Source organism: Breznakiella homolactica (assembly GCF_016616095.2).
Classification (GTDB): Bacteria; Spirochaetota; Spirochaetia; order Treponematales; family Breznakiellaceae; genus Breznakiella; species Breznakiella homolactica.
The window spans coordinates 3951521-3968122 of record NZ_CP067089.2; the positions used below are offsets into that span (position 1 = coordinate 3951521).

Consider the following 16602-nt stretch of genomic DNA (forward strand, 5'->3'; position numbering starts at 1 on the left):
CCGATAGGCCGACGAGGAGCCATCCCCGTTTTTATGCGGCAGGACCCGCAGGTACAGTAGCCCGTGTGCTTGCTGTGCATAGAGACTATGTGCTCCCCTTTACGGGGAAGGAGATGGACGAGGAGACGGGGTTATATTACTATGGAGCGAGGTACCTTGATCCGAAGATGAGCCGGTGGCTGTCGACTGATCCGGCTATGGGTGAGTATGTGCCGGGACCGGGGATGAGTCCTAATAAACTCGGCGGAATGGGAGGAGTGTATAACGTGGTGAACTTACACACATACCATTATGCGGCGAATAATCCGGTCAGATACACAGATCCCGATGGGCGGATGAATGATGATGGAACAGGGAATGATCCTACAGGAGGAGTAGGTAAAAAATATGTAATAATAGCAATGTTCCCTGGTGGTGGAAATGAGAATGTGGGGACTACCTTTGTTGACGCAGCAAATACAAGAAAAAACGAAATCGAATCAAGTTCTGGGTTTAATCAAAATAAAGATACTGTTAGTGTATTTAATATTGATAGTATAGATAAATTTAAAAATATATTGGACACAGGCAATATTGATCAATTGGATGTATTCTCTCATGGTGGAGAACAACATCTCGTTGTGGGTTCTGGAGAGGGCTCTGGAAAACGGGAGTTATTATATGCTGATGATTTAAAGAATTTTAACAGAAATGCCTTTAATGCAGGTGCCTCAATAAACTTCTTTGGCTGTAAGACTGCCTCTGAAAAAAGTTTAAACTTTTTTCAGAAAGCTTTTGGAAAGAAAACAATAGCTGATTCTTTTGCAGATTATTTTAGGGGTGCATCTGTAACTGGGTATACAGGAGGTGCAATAGCTGTCCCCTCTCCTAATGCTGAAATTGATCCAAATTTCATTCATCAAAGAGGTGATCCTGTATGGTACAAGACTTGGGGTGGTTCAAGGACTTATAAATATGATAAATAAAAATAAAATCTATTTGGGTATACTTTTTCTTTTATCTGTTTTCTTTATTGGAAATGTAATAATGAAAAAGGATTTATATTATTTATTTTTGTTTAACCAGTTGTGTAAAGAGAAATCTCTATATAGCGTAAATACTCACAATATTGAAAATGTAAATAACTGGTACAGATTATTATTCAAAAATGGAAAAAAAATAAATCCTTTTTTAGAAAAACAATTTCTCAATAAAGAAAAAACAGCCATAATTTTTAATGGGTTAGCATTGAAAAAATCCGATGTAAGTATTTTTTTATATATTGATATTAATTATGACGACATAGCTATGAATAATGTAATGCAACAATATAATATTGATAATATGAATGTTTTTTGGGTTGAAATTATGCAAAATGAGTTTCTTAAGAAAGATTTTATTAATACATTAAAAAACTTTGAGGCTTTAGATTCAAATTAACCCCCGTAGTGCCAACAAATAGAAAATAGAGAGAAAAGAAAGCTCAGCGAAAAAAATCCGCTGAGCTTTTTTGTAAAAGATCAGTTTATGCAAATAAAAATAACCATGTTTTGCTAAAAAAGTATATGAAAAATCCAAAGAAACGAGAAAATGCATCACAAAATGACTGGAAACCCAAACCTTCGGAGAGAGTAATCCCTGATAACGAGATACGAGAATAATAACCCTAGAAAACCCTTTTACTTACGCTGCATCCCTAAAGTAGTGGTTATGAAGTCCAAAAAGAACCGGCTGTTTCCTGATCTTCCCTGTGGTATTCGATATTGGTACGGGCCTATTCGGAATAGCGTTAATCCCTTGATGAGGTCTATAGTTATTGTAGTAGTGAATATAGTTGGAGACCAGATTTCTCAGCTGTCTGATGGTAACGATATAGAAGGTGAAATAAGAATTACATGGGTTCAAGGTGGTTATAATTATCATAATTACGGACTTGCAATTGACCTTGAATTTTATACTGACATTGATAATAGCTGGGCAAAAGATTGGACGATGAAAGGGCTAACTGGCAGGCAGTAATAACTACAGCGGAAAGTTTGGGGGTTTCAGCAGGTTATCGATGGGAAGGAGATCAAAAAGATTCCCTCATTTTGAGAATGGCCATGGGTTATCTGCAACTGAGCTAAAAGCTCTATATGATGCCGGTAATGTAAATAATGGATTTTTTACTTTACCGGAATAAGGGAGGGTAATATGATTAATGAAAAAAAGATTTTGGGTATATGCTTTTTGTGTATATTTATATCATGTATCGCGGAATCCCAAGAAAATCCCGCAAAGATGTTTACCGAGCTGTATGATAAATATAAAAAGACGGAATATAAAACTGTTGTTCTGAGTCAACGTGGTGAGGGTGCAGGAATGTTTATATTCGATATCAATAAGAGAATCTCAAATGATGTATTTTGTCGAGTCGAGTTAATGTCAACCTTAGGGCAGATTCAATACATTGTTTACAAAAGAGATGGTGAAAATATCTGGTATTTCTATAAAAAAGCATATTTCTATGAGGCGCCTATGAAATTAGAAAATGCTGAAATACAAGAAACATATTTCAAATATTTAAATGATTTACCATATGTTTTTAATGAAGTAACAGAAAAATATGATATACAGGCAGACACTGAAAAATATCGGGCAATAACGGATGTTGATTCATTATTGGATTTACTTAAAATAGTTCAAAATGCCATTAGCGAGAATAGAGTGTCTACTTATTCTCAGAATTGAATGAAAAACAAAAAAATATTTTATAAAAACTTTGAGGTGAGAACCTCAAAGTAGCCCCCTGCAAGGGAGAGTGTTGTGATAACTGGGCCTTTTTTGTGTGCACGCATATGGTTGCATGAAAAAGTTAATAAAAGTTATAGATCCTATTCTGGAATCCCTAGTAATGAAATTAAGGAATTTAATCCTTTTGGTATACGTGATCCCGAATCACGGTTAAGAATATTGAAAATTGAAGGTTATATGGAATGAAAACAAAGAAATTATCAATACTCTTCTTTTTATTTGTTACCAGGTTTTTATTTGCTGATGGGAATGAAGTTCCTAATTGCCTGTTTAGGCAATATGGTGATTTTTATACTATACAGTAATTCGAAGCTATCATTGAAACATATAATAATATAAAAACAAAAATACCTGATTTAAGTAATTATGACATTATGATAGAGGATGGTGAAGAATTATTGATTATATCCTATATAAATAGAATTGTGTATAGTAATGAGAGATCTAGAAAAATAGTTGGTGAGGATATAATCACATATGAAATTAGTAAAACAACAAATGAGATATTGCGTGGTTATTACAGTATTAGATGATGAAGTAAGTAGAAAAAGAGATCTTTGAAAACCGAGGGAAGATAAAACTACGGTGAGAACAGCAACCTACCCCAGAAACCCAAAGAGGGGTTAGTGTAATAAAGATTTTTGGCTTGCCTAAAATCTTTATGAAGCGAAGGGGGCAGAAAGTATACGTAATAAACGGTACCGCCGGGTTCCGCATGAAAACAGGGATGAGCGATTTTTGAGGCCAAAGGCCGACGAGGAGCCATCCCCGTTTTTATACAGCAGGACCCGCAGGTACAATAGCCCGTAAATAGGATAAAAAATGAATTAATGGAATTGCGTTAACAAATGAATTAAGATCCAATTTACAAAGAGTGGGATTATGCAAAAATGTTAGAAATAATACTTTTATATATTTTCTTTATTTTAATTATTGATATTGGTACGGTGATAAGACTAAGATTTTCATCTCATTCGGGTAAAGAAATAAGAAAATATATTGTGATAGAAAATATATTAGTAACTCTTTTTTACATTATTTATGTAATTCTTTTTTATAAGAATAGAGTGTAATAAAGATTTTAGGAGGAATCTAAAATCTTTATGAAACGAGGGGCGTAACCCGCTCGGATGAAAGACATAACTTGTCCCTTCTGCATATGGGATGAATTTTAGACGTTGGAATATTTCCGGGATGTAAATTATGAAAAAGAATATTATTTTATTTATAATTTTTTTATGTATGTTAAGTTCCTGTAGTAAGAATCGTATAAAAATCGAAGAACTATTAGAATATGATTATGATTTTACATCAGGAGAAACACTATTTAAGCAATTTGATAATATTGGTTTTAAACCAAGTGCTAATTTCGATGATGATCTGGATATGGATATTGGTTTTATAGATATATCAATTTCGGGCATACCTCGAATAGAAGAAACACAAGAGATGGGCGGCGCTTTGATAGTTTTGCATTTTTATAATTCTTCACGGCCTGTTCCATCAGAGAAAAATAAAAATAAGATAATAAAACTACTTGTAGGACGTTATGGAGAGGGCAGCTATGTTTCATTTACAGAACAAGAGTTACCTATATGGGGTTCTCCTGTAATAGTGCCAAATTTACCAATCAGAAGATGGGAATTACCAGACCGGTATTTATACTTAAACGATTATGAAGGAACAGAGTTAATGAAACGTCATGAATCCTATAAGGATAATAAACAATGGCATGATGTATTAGAGGCAATAAGTGGAGGTTTTTGTACTAATGATAAACCTGATAGTGTATTTGAAATTAGAATAAAAATGAAAGAGTAAAAGTCCTTAAGAGAAGGTTCAGCTAAATAAAAAAGCGGTGCGACGGTATTCAATCAAGAAAGTTGTGTTCGATATATAGTAAAAAGTCGCTCTTGATGTGTCAAGAAATTAGGGAGCAGAGAAAATAAAATGGAAAGAAGATGGAGGAGATAACTGAGTTAAACTACGTAGAGAAAAATAATCCTTGACAAGGATGAGAAGGCTGCAACACTAAGAACAGCCGCCTGATCCAGGAACTCGAAGAGTAGGTAATATAATAAATATTTTTTGTCTTGCTTTAAATCTTAAGGATAAAGATGGGAATTTTATAATATTAGAAACAGTAGACAGAGGATTTAAATATAATCCTAATACTGGACGGTTACTTCTACAGAACCATATTATGCTGAAAATCCGTCAGATTTCAGTAGAGATACAGTACGGGGGTTAAATAAATGAATAAAATATTGTTAGTACTATGTTTATTTTCTGTACAAAACTTATTTTCATCAACAATAAGAATGGATTATTGGGGGCCAATTGACAAGCCATTACCAATAATTGCGTTTACAAAAGAAATAGAATTAAGATATGAATATAAATTTTCGATGAATAGACTTTCTAAATTTGAGATGCATTTTACAATTACTAATGATATATATAGTTTTATTATAGAAAAGATAAAACTATGTTCAAGTGAAGAAAATGTTGGTAAAGAAATGTATATAATATGTGAGGTTTTTGAAGCAGAAAATGAAGCTTTATTTTTTCTGATTAAACCAAAAGAATTAATATTAATTCTTAATGAAGTGATGCCATTTATTGAAAATAATAATATTATTAGTCAAATAAATAATTACATTCTAAATCTATCAGCCATAGTGTTGGAGTATTCGAAAAAAGAATAAAATGAGAGTTATAACAACACAAGAAGTGACAACTTGAAGTTATTTACTGATACAAGATTTATAAGGTGAAAACAATTGAGGGGTAATATGTGGTATTCAATAAGTATTCTTTTAAAATGCTCGTTGAAAAGTAGAAAGGAAGTAGAAGCCTCTTGGGAAGAAAATATAGTATTATGCAATGCAGCTAACATAGAGATGGCAAAGCAGAAGGCAGAAATTGTGGGGCGTAATCTCGAGTGTGATTATGAAACAGCTGATGGAGATTTTATACAATGGAAATATAATGGAATATTAACAATATATGAATTAGAAAATGATGATATAAATGATAATAATGTAATTTTTGCACGCCTTTTGCGTGACAGTGAAGTATCTAGTTTAAAGCATCCATTCAATGATTAAGGAGCTAATTAGTTAGTGAGTTTTATAAAAAAATCAACAATAATATTTTTGTACAGGGATAATAAAATTTATTAAACCATTCTCCGAATAATGTTTGATAATCAAGAGGGGTGATAACAGTCTGCCTAAGGAGTCCAGAGCGGAGATAGTGTGACAAAGATTTTAGAAGGTGTAATTCCATTTAGAAGCCAAAGAGAGCACATAGGTGACATTATGTGTTATTTTCACACGCATGGTGATTATTCAATTGTTGATGCTGACAGTAACTATCAGACAAGTGGTACAAGATTGACAGATCTAAGAAATGATGATTATTCTGAAAAAGATTAGAAATCTTTATTTAGGGATACCATTGGTTCTAATAATCCGAGAGAGTATCAGTCTTGACTAGGGACTCCCGGAGGCATACAAGAATAACATCCTTATTCTAGTAGAATAATGCCACTTAGGCCATAATTATGGAGGTGTTGTTATGAAAAAACAGCTATTATGTATAATCACTTTTATAATGGGCTCTGCGTTGTTTTCTGAAGAAATTATAACTCAAATAAAAATACAAAAAATGGAGACAATATCTGTAATACAACTTGAAGATATAATGAAAACTTATAATGAGGTTAAAACGAGAGGAATTGATCTTACTGGTTACGAAATTGTAATTGAAGAAGATGAAGAAAATTTATTCATTACATATTATAAAAAAGATAGTAAATATCGGGGAAGGGGCTTCGCACCTGGAGAGCCGGAAGTATTATATATCATTGATTTAAAAACACGAGAAATAAAAAATATTTCTTATAGAGGATAGAGAAGGCTGCAGCAAAGTGGGAACAGCAGCCTACCTCCGGAACCCGAAGAGGGGGTAGCGTTATAAAGATTTTAGGAAGAACCTAAAATCTTTATGAAGCGAGGGGGAGCCGCCCGCGCGAGAGGGCAGCATAGAGCAAGCAGAAGCAGAAAGCACACGTGAGAAACGATACCGCCGGGTACCGCAGGCAAGTAACCCGTGTGTTTTCTGTGCATAGAGACTCTGTGCTCCCCCGCATCTATATCATAAGCTTGAACTTGTCTCCGATAATCAGCTGGCGGGAACGGTAAACCTTTTTATCGTCATGGTCAGAAACAACGCTGGTGATCTGCAGCAGGGGGTAACCCGGTTCAAGGCTGAGATACTTCATAATATCGTAATCATTGCAGAAAATGACCTCAAGGATTTTGACCGACTTTTTGAAACTGATATGGTGTTTTTTTCCGAGCAAATCGTAGAGGGAATTGTCGTTTAAATTTTCATGCAGCAAAAATGAATAATCTTCGGTAAAACGGTTGTACTCAATGGAAACAGGAATATTGTCGGCGTATCTGATCCGCTCCAGGACGTATACCTTTGCGTCCGCCGGGAGATTCAGTTCCCGGATGTCATCCTCTGAGGCGTCCTCAATAGCCGATTTGACTACCTTTGCCCCGGGGACCCGGTTCTGTTCCCGGCAGACCTCCGAGAATCCCGCCACCACCGACAGGGTCCGGTGCAGCTTGTTCCGCTCACTCACAAAGGTACCTTTCCCCTGAATTTTCTGGAGCAAATTTTCCTTTTCCAGTTCCTTGAGCGCGTTCCGGACCGTTATTCTGCTGACGTGGTACCGCCTGCACAGGACCGCTTCGGTGGGGATCTGCTCGCCTTCTTTGAAGGTACCGTTTTCGATCATTTTCTGCAGTATATTCTTCAATTGTATATATAGAGGAACGCTTATTTTGGTATCCAATGTCATGGTGATTTCCTTATTGTATCCTATAACAATATAGCATATTTTGAATTTCCGAAAGTAAAAAGGTATTCCTAATTTTTACCGGCAGTATGTACAGTATATTTCTTTTTTATGCAAAGAAATATTTAAGTTTTCCCGAACCGCGGCGGATGCGGAACATCCCGGTTTTCTGTTGACATACGGGGATGGGATGATATAATACAACTATTGATGATACAACATGTGACAACTAATGAGGCCAAAAAACAAAGGAGACCGGAATGGAAATGACGGAAATCATAGCGGACATTATTACCCGGAAGGAATCAGCCGGAGGGCTTAAACAGGTTTATTATGCCGCCTGCGGCGGGTCCCTGGGAGCCTTTTACCCGGCAAAATGTTTTCTTGAAGCGGAAGCCGGCATGCTCCGGACCGGCTGGTACAACAGCAACGAATTCGTTCATTATCCGCCGAAGCTCCTGGGGCGGAATTCACTGGTGGTGGTGGCTTCCCAGAAGGGGAATACCCCCGAGACGGTAAAAGCCGCGGAAATGGCCCGGGCCGCCGGCGCTTCGGTAATCGCCCTTACCTGGGAAACCGATTCTCCCATAACCAAACACGCCGATTACGTGGTTAAGTACACCTACGGCGACGGAAAGGACATCGCCGGAGAAAAGACCATCATGGCACTCCTGACCGCCGTTGAGGCCCTGGCCCAGACCGAAGGATACGAAAACTACAATAAATTCCGCGGCGGTGTTTCAAAGATTGACGGAATCGTGAAACAAGCCGCCGCGTCCGTGGCCGGCCGTGCGGAAGCTTTTGCCGGCGAGTACAAAGACGATACGGTGATCTATACCATGGGGAGCGGCGCCAGCTGGAGTTCCGCGTATATGCAGTCCATCTGTATTTTTATGGAGATGCAGTGGATCAATTCCGCCTGCATCCACTCCGGCGAATACTTCCATGGTCCCTTTGAAATTACCGATGAAAAAACACCCTTTGTGCTCCAGATTTCCGAAGGGAAAACCCGGGCACTGGATGAGCGGGCGCTGAAATTCCTCAGGACCTACGGGAAACGCTTTGAAGTTCTCGACGCCCGGGAGCTCGGCCTCGGCGCTATCGATCCGTCGGTGGTGGATTACTTCAACCATTCCCTGTTCAATAACGTCTATTCGGTTTTCAACAAAGCCCTGGCCGAAGCCCGGAACCATCCGCTGTCGACACGGCGGTATATGTGGAAGGTGGAATACTAGTTCATATCCTGAAATATAAACACAGACAACGGAGAAGCCGGCAGTCCCAAGCGATACACTTGTTTTGCCGGCTTTTTATTTTGGTTGTTTTTTCAAAGAATACAAACACCCTGTAACACACTACCCGGCCTGCCCGCCGGCGGAGGAAATGGAGTATGCCTTTGCGGCCGACAATTCCCGGTAAAGGCCTGCGGACATGCATGCTGCGGCAGCAGCGGCCATGGCATCGGCGATGGGCTGCGCGTAAAGGATTCCGTTTACACCCCACAGCGCCGGAGCGGTCAGAATGACCGGTATAAAGCAAAGACCCTGTCTGCATATTCCAAGAAAAAAGCCTTCTTTGGCTTTGCCCAGTGCCAGAAAAAGTGAAGAAAATACCGTATAGAATCCAAAGAGCATAAATGATAGCCCATTCGCCCGTAAAGCTTTTTTGCCGAACAGGACCAATCGGGTATCATCTTTCGTGAACAGGGAAACAACCGCGCCGGGGAATAAAATTAATACTAACCCAAAGAGCACACAGAATAGTGTTGTCCATAGTACGGAAGTTTTTACCGCTTCATTGAGCCGTCCGTAATTTTTCGCCCCATACGCATAACCGGCTATAGGCTGGAAACCTTTGATAAACCCGAATACGATTAAGCTGCCTAAAGACATAATTCTCGTTACCGCTCCCATTCCCGCTATCACCGAATCTCCGTAGTCCGCGGCTTTCATATTTATCAGCGCAGCCGCAAGGCTGGTTAATAACTGGAATACCAATGTGGGTATGCCTATTTTTAGAATTTCCGCCATCATCTCTTTAGACATGCGGAAATCCCTTATGTGAAAACTGAAGACACTTTTTTTTCCGAATATATAGCGGAGGTATACCAATGCTGAAACAAGCTGCGAAATGGCTGTGGCGTATGCCGCTCCGGCGATACCCAATCCCAGGTCGTAAATGAAAATGGGATCCAAAATCACATTCAGTACGGCTCCCGCCAGCATTGTAAACATAGTTGTTTTCGCGGCGCCTTCACTGGTGACTATATTGTTCATCGTGACATTAAAAACACAGAATATAGACGCCGCTATATAAATGCGGGTATATGCCGCCGCGTAGGGTAGAATGCTTTCGGTCGCGCCTAAAAATATAAGAATCGGGTTTAAAAAAGTTACAGTACAGATTATCAGTACAGCGACGGCAAAGAGGCTGCTGTAAAGCGCGGTACTGGCAGCGCAGCCGGCTTTTTCCTTTTCACCGTTTCCCAATAATCTGGCTATGTATGACGCCGCCCCGTTTCCGAACAGCAGGCCAAAGCCAACGATAACCTGGCTCAGCGGAAAAGCAACGGATACCGCGGCCATCTGGCTCGTTCCAAGTCCGCCGACAAAGTACGCGTCCGCCAGGTTGTATAACGCATTGATCATCATACCGGCCATGGTGGGTACCCCCATCGCTAAGAGCGCTTTCGGTATTGGCGCGCTTCCAAGCAGTTCTGTTTTCTTGTTATGTCCATTCATAATCGAGGCTCCTTTCTTGACAGAGAGTGTAAAAAATAATACTATAAAGTATAGTAGTGAAAGTGATACTATTATAAAATATAATAAATTGTCAAGAATAGAAATAAACAGGAGGAGATATGGCAGCAATTGATTTGATAGTATTGGGGATAGTAAAAAACGAGCCGTTAAGCGCTTACGACATTCAGAAACTCGTTGAGTACCGTAATATATCCCGGTGGGTAAAGATCAGTACGCCTTCAATTTATAAAAAAGTAATCCAGCTGGAAAAAAAAGGATACATTACAAGCACTTTGGTTAAGGAGGGTAAGATGGCGGAGAAGGCTGTGTATTCCTTAACAAAGGATGGAGAAAAAGAATTTGAAGAACTGATGCTGGGGACCGCTTCCCAGCCAATCAGCATTTTTTTAGATTTTAATGCCGTAATAGTAAATTTGGACAGCCTTTCGCCGGAAAAACAAAAAGCCTGTATAAAAAATATTGAAAATAACGTGAAAGTGTTAAAATCATCCCTGCGGGAAAATATCAGCGCTAAAAGAAACCTGCCTGAGATTCCTGATACCGGAAAAGCGGTCCTGCAGCAGCAGTTTATATTGGCGCAGGCAATTGAGAAATGGATTACCTCAATTAAAGCGCGTTTTTAAAACCGGCTATAACGTGGTATTGAAGGTTACCCTGGAAAAAAGAAACGGCACAGCCGGAGCCATGCCGTTCCCTGAATTTTTTCTGCCGTGTTTAATTGGACAGGACCCGACAAGGCAGCCTGTTACTTGATGCGTTTGTACGCTTTGATTTCCTTCCGGATCCGTTCCGCCAGCTCCGCCCGGGGGATGCGGACCTGTTCCATGGAATCCCGGAACCGGAGAGTGACGGTGTTGTTGTCCTTGGATTCGTAGTCCACGGTAACACAGAAGGGAGTGCCTGCCTCATCCTGGCGGCGGTAGCGCCGGCCGATGGCGCCGGACTGGTCGTAGTCGGTGGAGAAATCCTGCTTGAGTTCGTGCTGGATATCCTTAGCCATTTCCGCGAGACCATCTTTTTTCATTAACGGCAGGACCGCCACCGTAACCGGGGCCAGGCTGGGGTGGAACCGGAGTACGGTCCGCCAGTCGTCGTCGTTTCCTTTGTCGGCTACCTTTTCCTCGTCATAGGCGTCACAGAGCACCATAAGAAGCGTCCGGGTAAGCCCCGCCGAGGTTTCGATGATAAACGGAATGTACCGGTCGTTGTTGTTGTCCTGGTCGATGTACTGGAGGTCCTTGCCGCTGAACTGCATGTGCCGGGTAAGATCGTAATCCGACCGGTTGTGAACCCCCTCCAGTTCGCGCCAGCCCATGGGGAAGAGGTACTGAATGTCGTAGGCGTCTTTGGCGTAATGGGCGAGTTCATCCGGTCCGTGCTGGTGCCACCGGAGGTGGTCCATCTTGACGCCCATTTTTTCGTAGTAGGCCCAGCGCCGTTTCTTCCATTCGTTGAACCATTCAACGTCGGAGCCGGGTTTTACGAAGTACTGCATCTCCATCTGTTCAAACTCGCAGGTGCGGAAGATGAAGTTTTTGGTGACGATCTCGTTGCGGAAGGCTTTGCCTATCTGGGCGATACCGAAGGGCACCTTCATCCGGTTCGACTGGATTATGTTCTTGTAATTCACGTATATACCCTGGGCGGTTTCGGGCCGGAGATAGATGACGCTGGATTCGTCCTCCAGAGCGCCGATATGGGTTTTGAACATGAGGTTGAATTTACGGGTATCCGTCAGTTCCCCGCCGCAGTCGGGGCATTTTTTCGCCGCAAGATTTTCTTCGGGGATCATGTCCGCCCGGAACCGGGACTTGCATTTTTTGCAGTCCACCAGGGGATCGGTAAAATTTTCCACATGGCCCGAGGCTTCCCATACCCGGGGATGCATCAGTATAGCCGCGTCGAGGCCGACAATATCGTCATGGAGCTGGGTCATTTCCTTCCACCAGTTCCGGGAAATGCGGTTTTTTAGCTCAATACCGAGGGGACCGTAGTCCCAGGCTCCGCTCTGTCCGCCGTAAATTTCCGAAGACTGGAAAACAAAACCCCGTCTCTTGGCTAGGGACGTGATTTTCTCCATAGTTGCAGGGCCCTGGTACTCGGTTAACTCTTGTGACATATATTTCTCCTAAAGATTGAGGTCCGCTGTTGGAGCTGCCGGAAGCAGTCTACAACAGACCGTGACAGTATATAGAAAAAAACCGCCATTGGCGAGGGGGTTTCTGTTCTAGGCAAAACATGCGTGCGGGTACTACTAAAATATTTTATTTGCCTTTATTCTTATTTCCATGACCATTGTATTAGCGGCGATCCATCTTGAACCGGGGGCTGAATCCGTCCCCCTGGGAGCCGCGTGCGTCGCATCGGCGCTGAAAAAGGCCTTCGGCGGAAATGGGGATGATCCGGGCGGGTTTTCCGTGATCCTCGAAGAAAGTATTCTTTCGGAGGCCCCCGGAGCGCTGGCGGAAAAAATCATCCGGCATAAACCTGACGCTGTGGGATTTTCTTTATACCTGTGGAACCGTTCCTCCGCGGTTAAGACCGCTTCTCTGATCCGGGCCTCCCTGCGGGATGTTTTCCTTTTTGCCGGCGGCCCGGAGGTCACGGCTCTGCCCGGCGGCCTTTCGGCGGCCGGCGGCGGACCCTTTGACTGCCTCGTTCAGGGTGAAGGGGAAAATGCCGCGGTCCGTTTATTCGGGGATACCCTCAGCGGAACGGCGTATGAGCCGCTGATCCGCGGCGAAACCCTGGGGCCGGAAGAACTCGGCGCCCTGCCGTCACCCTGGCTGGACAGAACCCTGGACATTTCCCGGTATACCGGAGCGCTTTGGGAATTGGCCCGGGGCTGTCCCTACGGCTGTACCTACTGTTATGAATCCAAGGGAGAAAAGGCCGTACGGTACTTCCCGGAGGAACGGCTCCGGGAGGAACTCCGCCTCTTCGGCCGCAGCGGTGTTCCTTCGGTATTCGTGCTGGATCCTACTTTTAATACCGACAAAAAACGGGCGGTGCGTCTCCTGGACGCGATCCTCAAAGAAGCGCCGGCTCCCCACTGGCATTTTGAAGTCCGGGCGGAACTGCTTACCCGTGAACAGGCGCAGCGGTTCGCGGCTCTGGGCGCTTCCCTGCAGATCGGGCTGCAGAGCGCGGACCCCAGGGTCTGCGCCGGTCTCGGCCGTTCCCTTAACAGGGATGTTTTCCAGTCGCGGATAGGACTGCTCCACGAAGCGGGGGTGTCCTTCGGGCTGGATCTTATCTACGGTCTTCCCGGTGATACCCTTGCGGGATACCGGAAGAGTATCGACTTCGCCCTTTCCCTGTATCCCGACAATCTTGATATGTTCCGGCTTTCGGTGCTTCCCGGAACTGTCCTCCGGGACCAGGCGGCCGGAGCCGGCCTTGTTTTTTCGGCGGAAGCGCCCTATGGCGTGATCTCCGCACCGGGGTTCCCGGCGCCGGATGTGGCCCGGGCGGAAGCCCTGAGCCGGGCCGCTGATATTTTCTATAACCGCGGCAGGGCAGTGGCGTGGTTCAACCAGGTTCTGTATCCCCTGGGGATGAAACCTTCCCGGTTTCTCGAAGGCTTCTCCGGATTCCTCGAAGCCCGGAACGGAGAAGTTCCCAACGATTCCATCGCCGTGGAAAAACTGCAGCTCGCCTACCTCGATGATCTCTACGGCCGGGCAAAAAAGCCCTACCTGCTTCCTGCGGTGTGGGATATCGTTCGGTTCAACGGCGCCTGGGGCAGAGCCCTGGCGGAGGGAATTACCACGCAGATCGATTTTAACTACGATCCGGAAGAACTCCTGGAAGGCGGGATTCTCGATATAGAAGAATTAGCCGAATTCTGCCGGCCCTGTCCCGGAAAAAAACTCGTCAGACCCTGTTCCGGCGGCGCGGAGCTGCTGGATCCCTGATACCGGTTACCCCCTGGGCTGGCGCGTCTCTTCCTTGGATTGTTCCGGGGAGTTTTCTTTTTCGGAATCCTTTTTTTCCCTGGGCCAGAGTTCCTTTATATTCTCCCTGGCGGATCTGAATAAAGCGTGGATAATGTCCATAAGGCGTTTCCGGGTGGCGTCATCCACATCGCTGATGGTTTTTATCATGGCGCCCATTTTCTTCACCCAGGAGGCCGATAACTCGGGGACCGTCTTCGCGTCGGTGGAGCACAGCAGTTCATACAGCCCGTCGCTGAATTCCCGGCGCTGGGACGGTTCCAGACTGTCTATCCAATGTTTAAGGGTCTTGTCGACAAATTTGCTGTTGTTATCCACGGAGTTGAGCCGTATGAGATCGTTCCCCAGAATTTCCCAGGAATACATATCGTGCTGCATAAGGCCTGACTGGGTGCTGCGGACCACGGTATAGTTGTTTTCGTGTTCAAAAAGCATGCCGATTACCGATGACTGGGGCAGGTAGGTTTGTATCCTGTCACGAACCGCGTTGTAGCCGGCGCTGGCAATAATCTTCTCATTAAATCCGGGACCGTCAAAATTGTAGATCTCCGGGATACGCCGCTGGGTTTTTGGTCTGCTGAATGAGGAAGCGTACACCGCGAGGTTTCCCCCTTTGGAATGCCCCCCAACCCTGAAACGGCCCCGCAGGGCGGCGGCGGTTTTTTCCAGATATTCAACCGCTTCCAGCTGGGAAGGAATTGAATCCATGAAACTCATATTAAAATCTTCCTTCCATCCCACCAGGGTATTGTCGGTTCCCCGGAAGGAAATATACGGAAGAATACCGTCACCCATGATCGTAACAGCGGAAAACTGTTTTTCTTCCTCAATATCGATGATATTGACGTACCGGCTCAGGCGCAGACCACCGAACCGTTTCGTTTTGCCCAGTTCCGCAAGAAACCGGGGATCTTCCTTAAGAATAATCTCATCGTTGATTTTCGAATTCTTTTTGGCGCTTATGGCGGTAAACTGCCGCGCCGCTTCGGAGAGCAGAACCGCATCATCGGAATCCTCCTCCGGCAGAATGCCGCCGAAGGGAAGATACGAGAGGCGGCACAGGATGAGGCTGTCTACTATATTGAATCCGTCCCGGGTGAACTCTAAATCACCGCGCCAGGCCAGATAATCGAAAAGATTTGACATGCGGTTCTCCGGAAGCATTCCCGGCGGACCGCGGCAGCCGCGGCGCCGGATGCTGTTTTATGTTATAGTGTCGCCTTGAACCAGTTCAGGGTTGCGTCGGTTAATATGGTAAAGGCTTTCATATTCCCCGAAAAAATATTGAATGTATGGTCCGCGTCATGGATAACCAGAGTTTCGGACTTTCTGTTTGATGAAGCCTCAGCAATCCGGTACACGTTTTCCGGAAGGACCGATGTATCGTTGCTGCCTGTTATGGCGAGAATCGGTGCTTTGGATTTCGAAAGTTCCCCCAGCACATCGGTTTTCCGGGCAATCTCAAACGCGTCGATTCCCAGCTTAAGAGGCGTCCGCCAGTTGAATTCCGCAACCGCGTAGCCGTCACGTTTGGCGATCGCGTAGGTTTCTTCATCGGAAACAAATTTCGCCGATTCCGGAGCCCCCGCCCAGGTTACCGCGGATTTGTAAATCCGGTTCCTCCCGGCGGAAAGCATGGCGATGGTACCGCCCTGGCTCCACCCCAGTACGCCGATCCTTTTCGCGTCGATTTCGGGCAGGCCGGCAATATACGCCGCCGCAGCGTCGGCGTCGGAAACCGCCGTATCATAGTTGAAATATATATGGTCCACGGTACTGTCCCCGGTCCCTATAAAATCAATCCGTATGGAAGCTATGCCGTTTTTGGCGAGTTCCGGAGCAAACAGTTTATACCCGTTTCCGGCTTCGTTTTTATCCGATCCGTATCCGTGAAGCATAACCACCGCGGGGAACTGTTCACCGCCGCCGCCCCGGGGCAGGGTGACGATACCGGGGACTCCGCGCCCGCTGTTCATGATGGTGATATTCTGTTCAGTGTAGTCATAGGGAATATTCGCCGGTACCTTTGGTGATGAAGCACAGGACCCGAGCAGCAGCACTCCCGCCGCGGCAGCAAAAACCGGAAATAATTTCATAGCAGCTCCTTTGGCTATAGTATAATAATTTTTCCTGAACAAGGAAATTGCTTTTCTCCATATCCTCCTATCTGTTTACTTGTGGGTACGTTCTATACTACTATAGTATACAGTATGAGAAAACAGCGGTCTCAGATAGAAGC

The 16602-nt window shown here is 44.2% G+C and carries 17 protein-coding genes; 12 read left to right on the top strand and 5 right to left on the bottom strand.

What is annotated here, in order from left to right:
* Positions 1 to 89 precede the first annotated feature (89 nt).
* The 9 genes from JFL75_RS20895 (at position 90) to JFL75_RS17840 (ending at position 6690) form a co-directional block, all read left to right on the top strand.
* The gene (locus tag JFL75_RS20895; RefSeq protein ID WP_223292847.1) at positions 90 to 965 is read left to right on the top strand and encodes an RHS repeat-associated core domain-containing protein; all 876 of its coding nucleotides are present in this window, start codon (positions 90 to 92) and stop codon (positions 963 to 965) included.
* Positions 955 to 1419: a hypothetical protein gene (locus JFL75_RS17805; RefSeq protein ID WP_215628018.1), complete on the top strand. Its 465-nt coding sequence runs from the start codon at positions 955 to 957 to the stop codon at positions 1417 to 1419. Before JFL75_RS20895 ends, JFL75_RS17805 begins: the two co-directional genes overlap by 11 nt.
* A gap of 270 nt (positions 1420 to 1689) precedes the next feature.
* A complete protein-coding gene (locus tag JFL75_RS17810) occupies positions 1690 to 1998 on the top strand; it encodes a M15 family metallopeptidase domain-containing protein (protein ID WP_215628019.1) in 309 nt (102 codons plus the stop codon).
* Between the two features lie 174 nt (positions 1999 to 2172).
* Positions 2173 to 2709 (top strand): hypothetical protein, encoded by a 537-nt coding sequence (locus JFL75_RS17815; RefSeq protein ID WP_215628020.1) that lies wholly within the window; start codon positions 2173 to 2175, stop codon positions 2707 to 2709.
* 1266 nt (positions 2710 to 3975) lie between these two features.
* Positions 3976 to 4593 (top strand): hypothetical protein, encoded by a 618-nt coding sequence (locus tag JFL75_RS17820; protein ID WP_215628021.1) that lies wholly within the window; start codon positions 3976 to 3978, stop codon positions 4591 to 4593.
* A gap of 434 nt (positions 4594 to 5027) precedes the next feature.
* On the top strand, positions 5028 to 5480 hold the full coding sequence (locus JFL75_RS17825) for a hypothetical protein (protein WP_215628022.1): 453 nt from the start codon (positions 5028 to 5030) through the stop codon (positions 5478 to 5480).
* A gap of 87 nt (positions 5481 to 5567) precedes the next feature.
* Positions 5568 to 5882: a DUF4288 domain-containing protein gene (locus JFL75_RS17830; protein ID WP_215628023.1), complete on the top strand. Its 315-nt coding sequence runs from the start codon at positions 5568 to 5570 to the stop codon at positions 5880 to 5882.
* A 150-nt stretch (positions 5883 to 6032) separates the two neighbouring features.
* Entirely contained in the window at positions 6033 to 6212 is a 180-nt protein-coding gene (locus JFL75_RS17835) for a hypothetical protein (RefSeq protein ID WP_215628024.1), read from the top strand.
* Between the two features lie 142 nt (positions 6213 to 6354).
* A complete protein-coding gene (locus JFL75_RS17840; protein WP_215628025.1) occupies positions 6355 to 6690 on the top strand; it encodes a hypothetical protein in 336 nt (111 codons plus the stop codon).
* Positions 6691 to 6928: 238 nt separating this feature from the next.
* Here the strand turns inward: JFL75_RS17840 and JFL75_RS17845 are convergent, their stop codons facing one another.
* The gene (locus JFL75_RS17845; protein ID WP_215628026.1) at positions 6929 to 7648 is read right to left on the bottom strand and encodes a GntR family transcriptional regulator; all 720 of its coding nucleotides are present in this window, start codon (positions 7646 to 7648) and stop codon (positions 6929 to 6931) included.
* 257 nt (positions 7649 to 7905) lie between these two features.
* On the opposite strand from JFL75_RS17845, the gene JFL75_RS17850 reads away from it, so the two are divergent.
* Positions 7906 to 8880: an SIS domain-containing protein gene (locus JFL75_RS17850; RefSeq protein WP_215628027.1), complete on the top strand. Its 975-nt coding sequence runs from the start codon at positions 7906 to 7908 to the stop codon at positions 8878 to 8880.
* 120 nt (positions 8881 to 9000) lie between these two features.
* Here the strand turns inward: JFL75_RS17850 and JFL75_RS17855 are convergent, their stop codons facing one another.
* Positions 9001 to 10386 (bottom strand): MATE family efflux transporter, encoded by a 1386-nt coding sequence (locus tag JFL75_RS17855; protein ID WP_215628028.1) that lies wholly within the window; start codon positions 10384 to 10386, stop codon positions 9001 to 9003.
* A 119-nt stretch (positions 10387 to 10505) separates the two neighbouring features.
* Between JFL75_RS17855 and JFL75_RS17860 the strand changes: the two genes are divergently transcribed.
* Positions 10506 to 11030, top strand: coding sequence for a PadR family transcriptional regulator (locus tag JFL75_RS17860; RefSeq protein ID WP_215628029.1), 525 nt, complete (start codon positions 10506 to 10508; stop codon positions 11028 to 11030).
* A gap of 122 nt (positions 11031 to 11152) precedes the next feature.
* On the opposite strand, the gene JFL75_RS17865 is transcribed toward JFL75_RS17860, so the two are convergent.
* Positions 11153 to 12526, bottom strand: a complete 1374-nt coding sequence (locus JFL75_RS17865) for a glycine--tRNA ligase (RefSeq protein WP_215628030.1) — start codon at positions 12524 to 12526, stop codon at positions 11153 to 11155.
* 169 nt (positions 12527 to 12695) lie between these two features.
* Here JFL75_RS17865 and JFL75_RS17870 point away from each other — a divergent pair, with 169 nt between their 5' ends.
* Positions 12696 to 14324, top strand: coding sequence for a B12-binding domain-containing radical SAM protein (locus JFL75_RS17870; RefSeq protein ID WP_215628031.1), 1629 nt, complete (start codon positions 12696 to 12698; stop codon positions 14322 to 14324).
* 6 nt (positions 14325 to 14330) lie between these two features.
* Here JFL75_RS17870 and JFL75_RS17875 read toward each other — a convergent pair whose 3' ends face one another.
* Positions 14331 to 15509: a DUF2974 domain-containing protein gene (locus tag JFL75_RS17875; protein WP_215628032.1), complete on the bottom strand. Its 1179-nt coding sequence runs from the start codon at positions 15507 to 15509 to the stop codon at positions 14331 to 14333.
* Between the two features lie 62 nt (positions 15510 to 15571).
* Positions 15572 to 16459, bottom strand: coding sequence for an alpha/beta hydrolase family protein (locus JFL75_RS17880; protein ID WP_215628033.1), 888 nt, complete (start codon positions 16457 to 16459; stop codon positions 15572 to 15574).
* Positions 16460 to 16602: the final 143 nt, after the last annotated feature.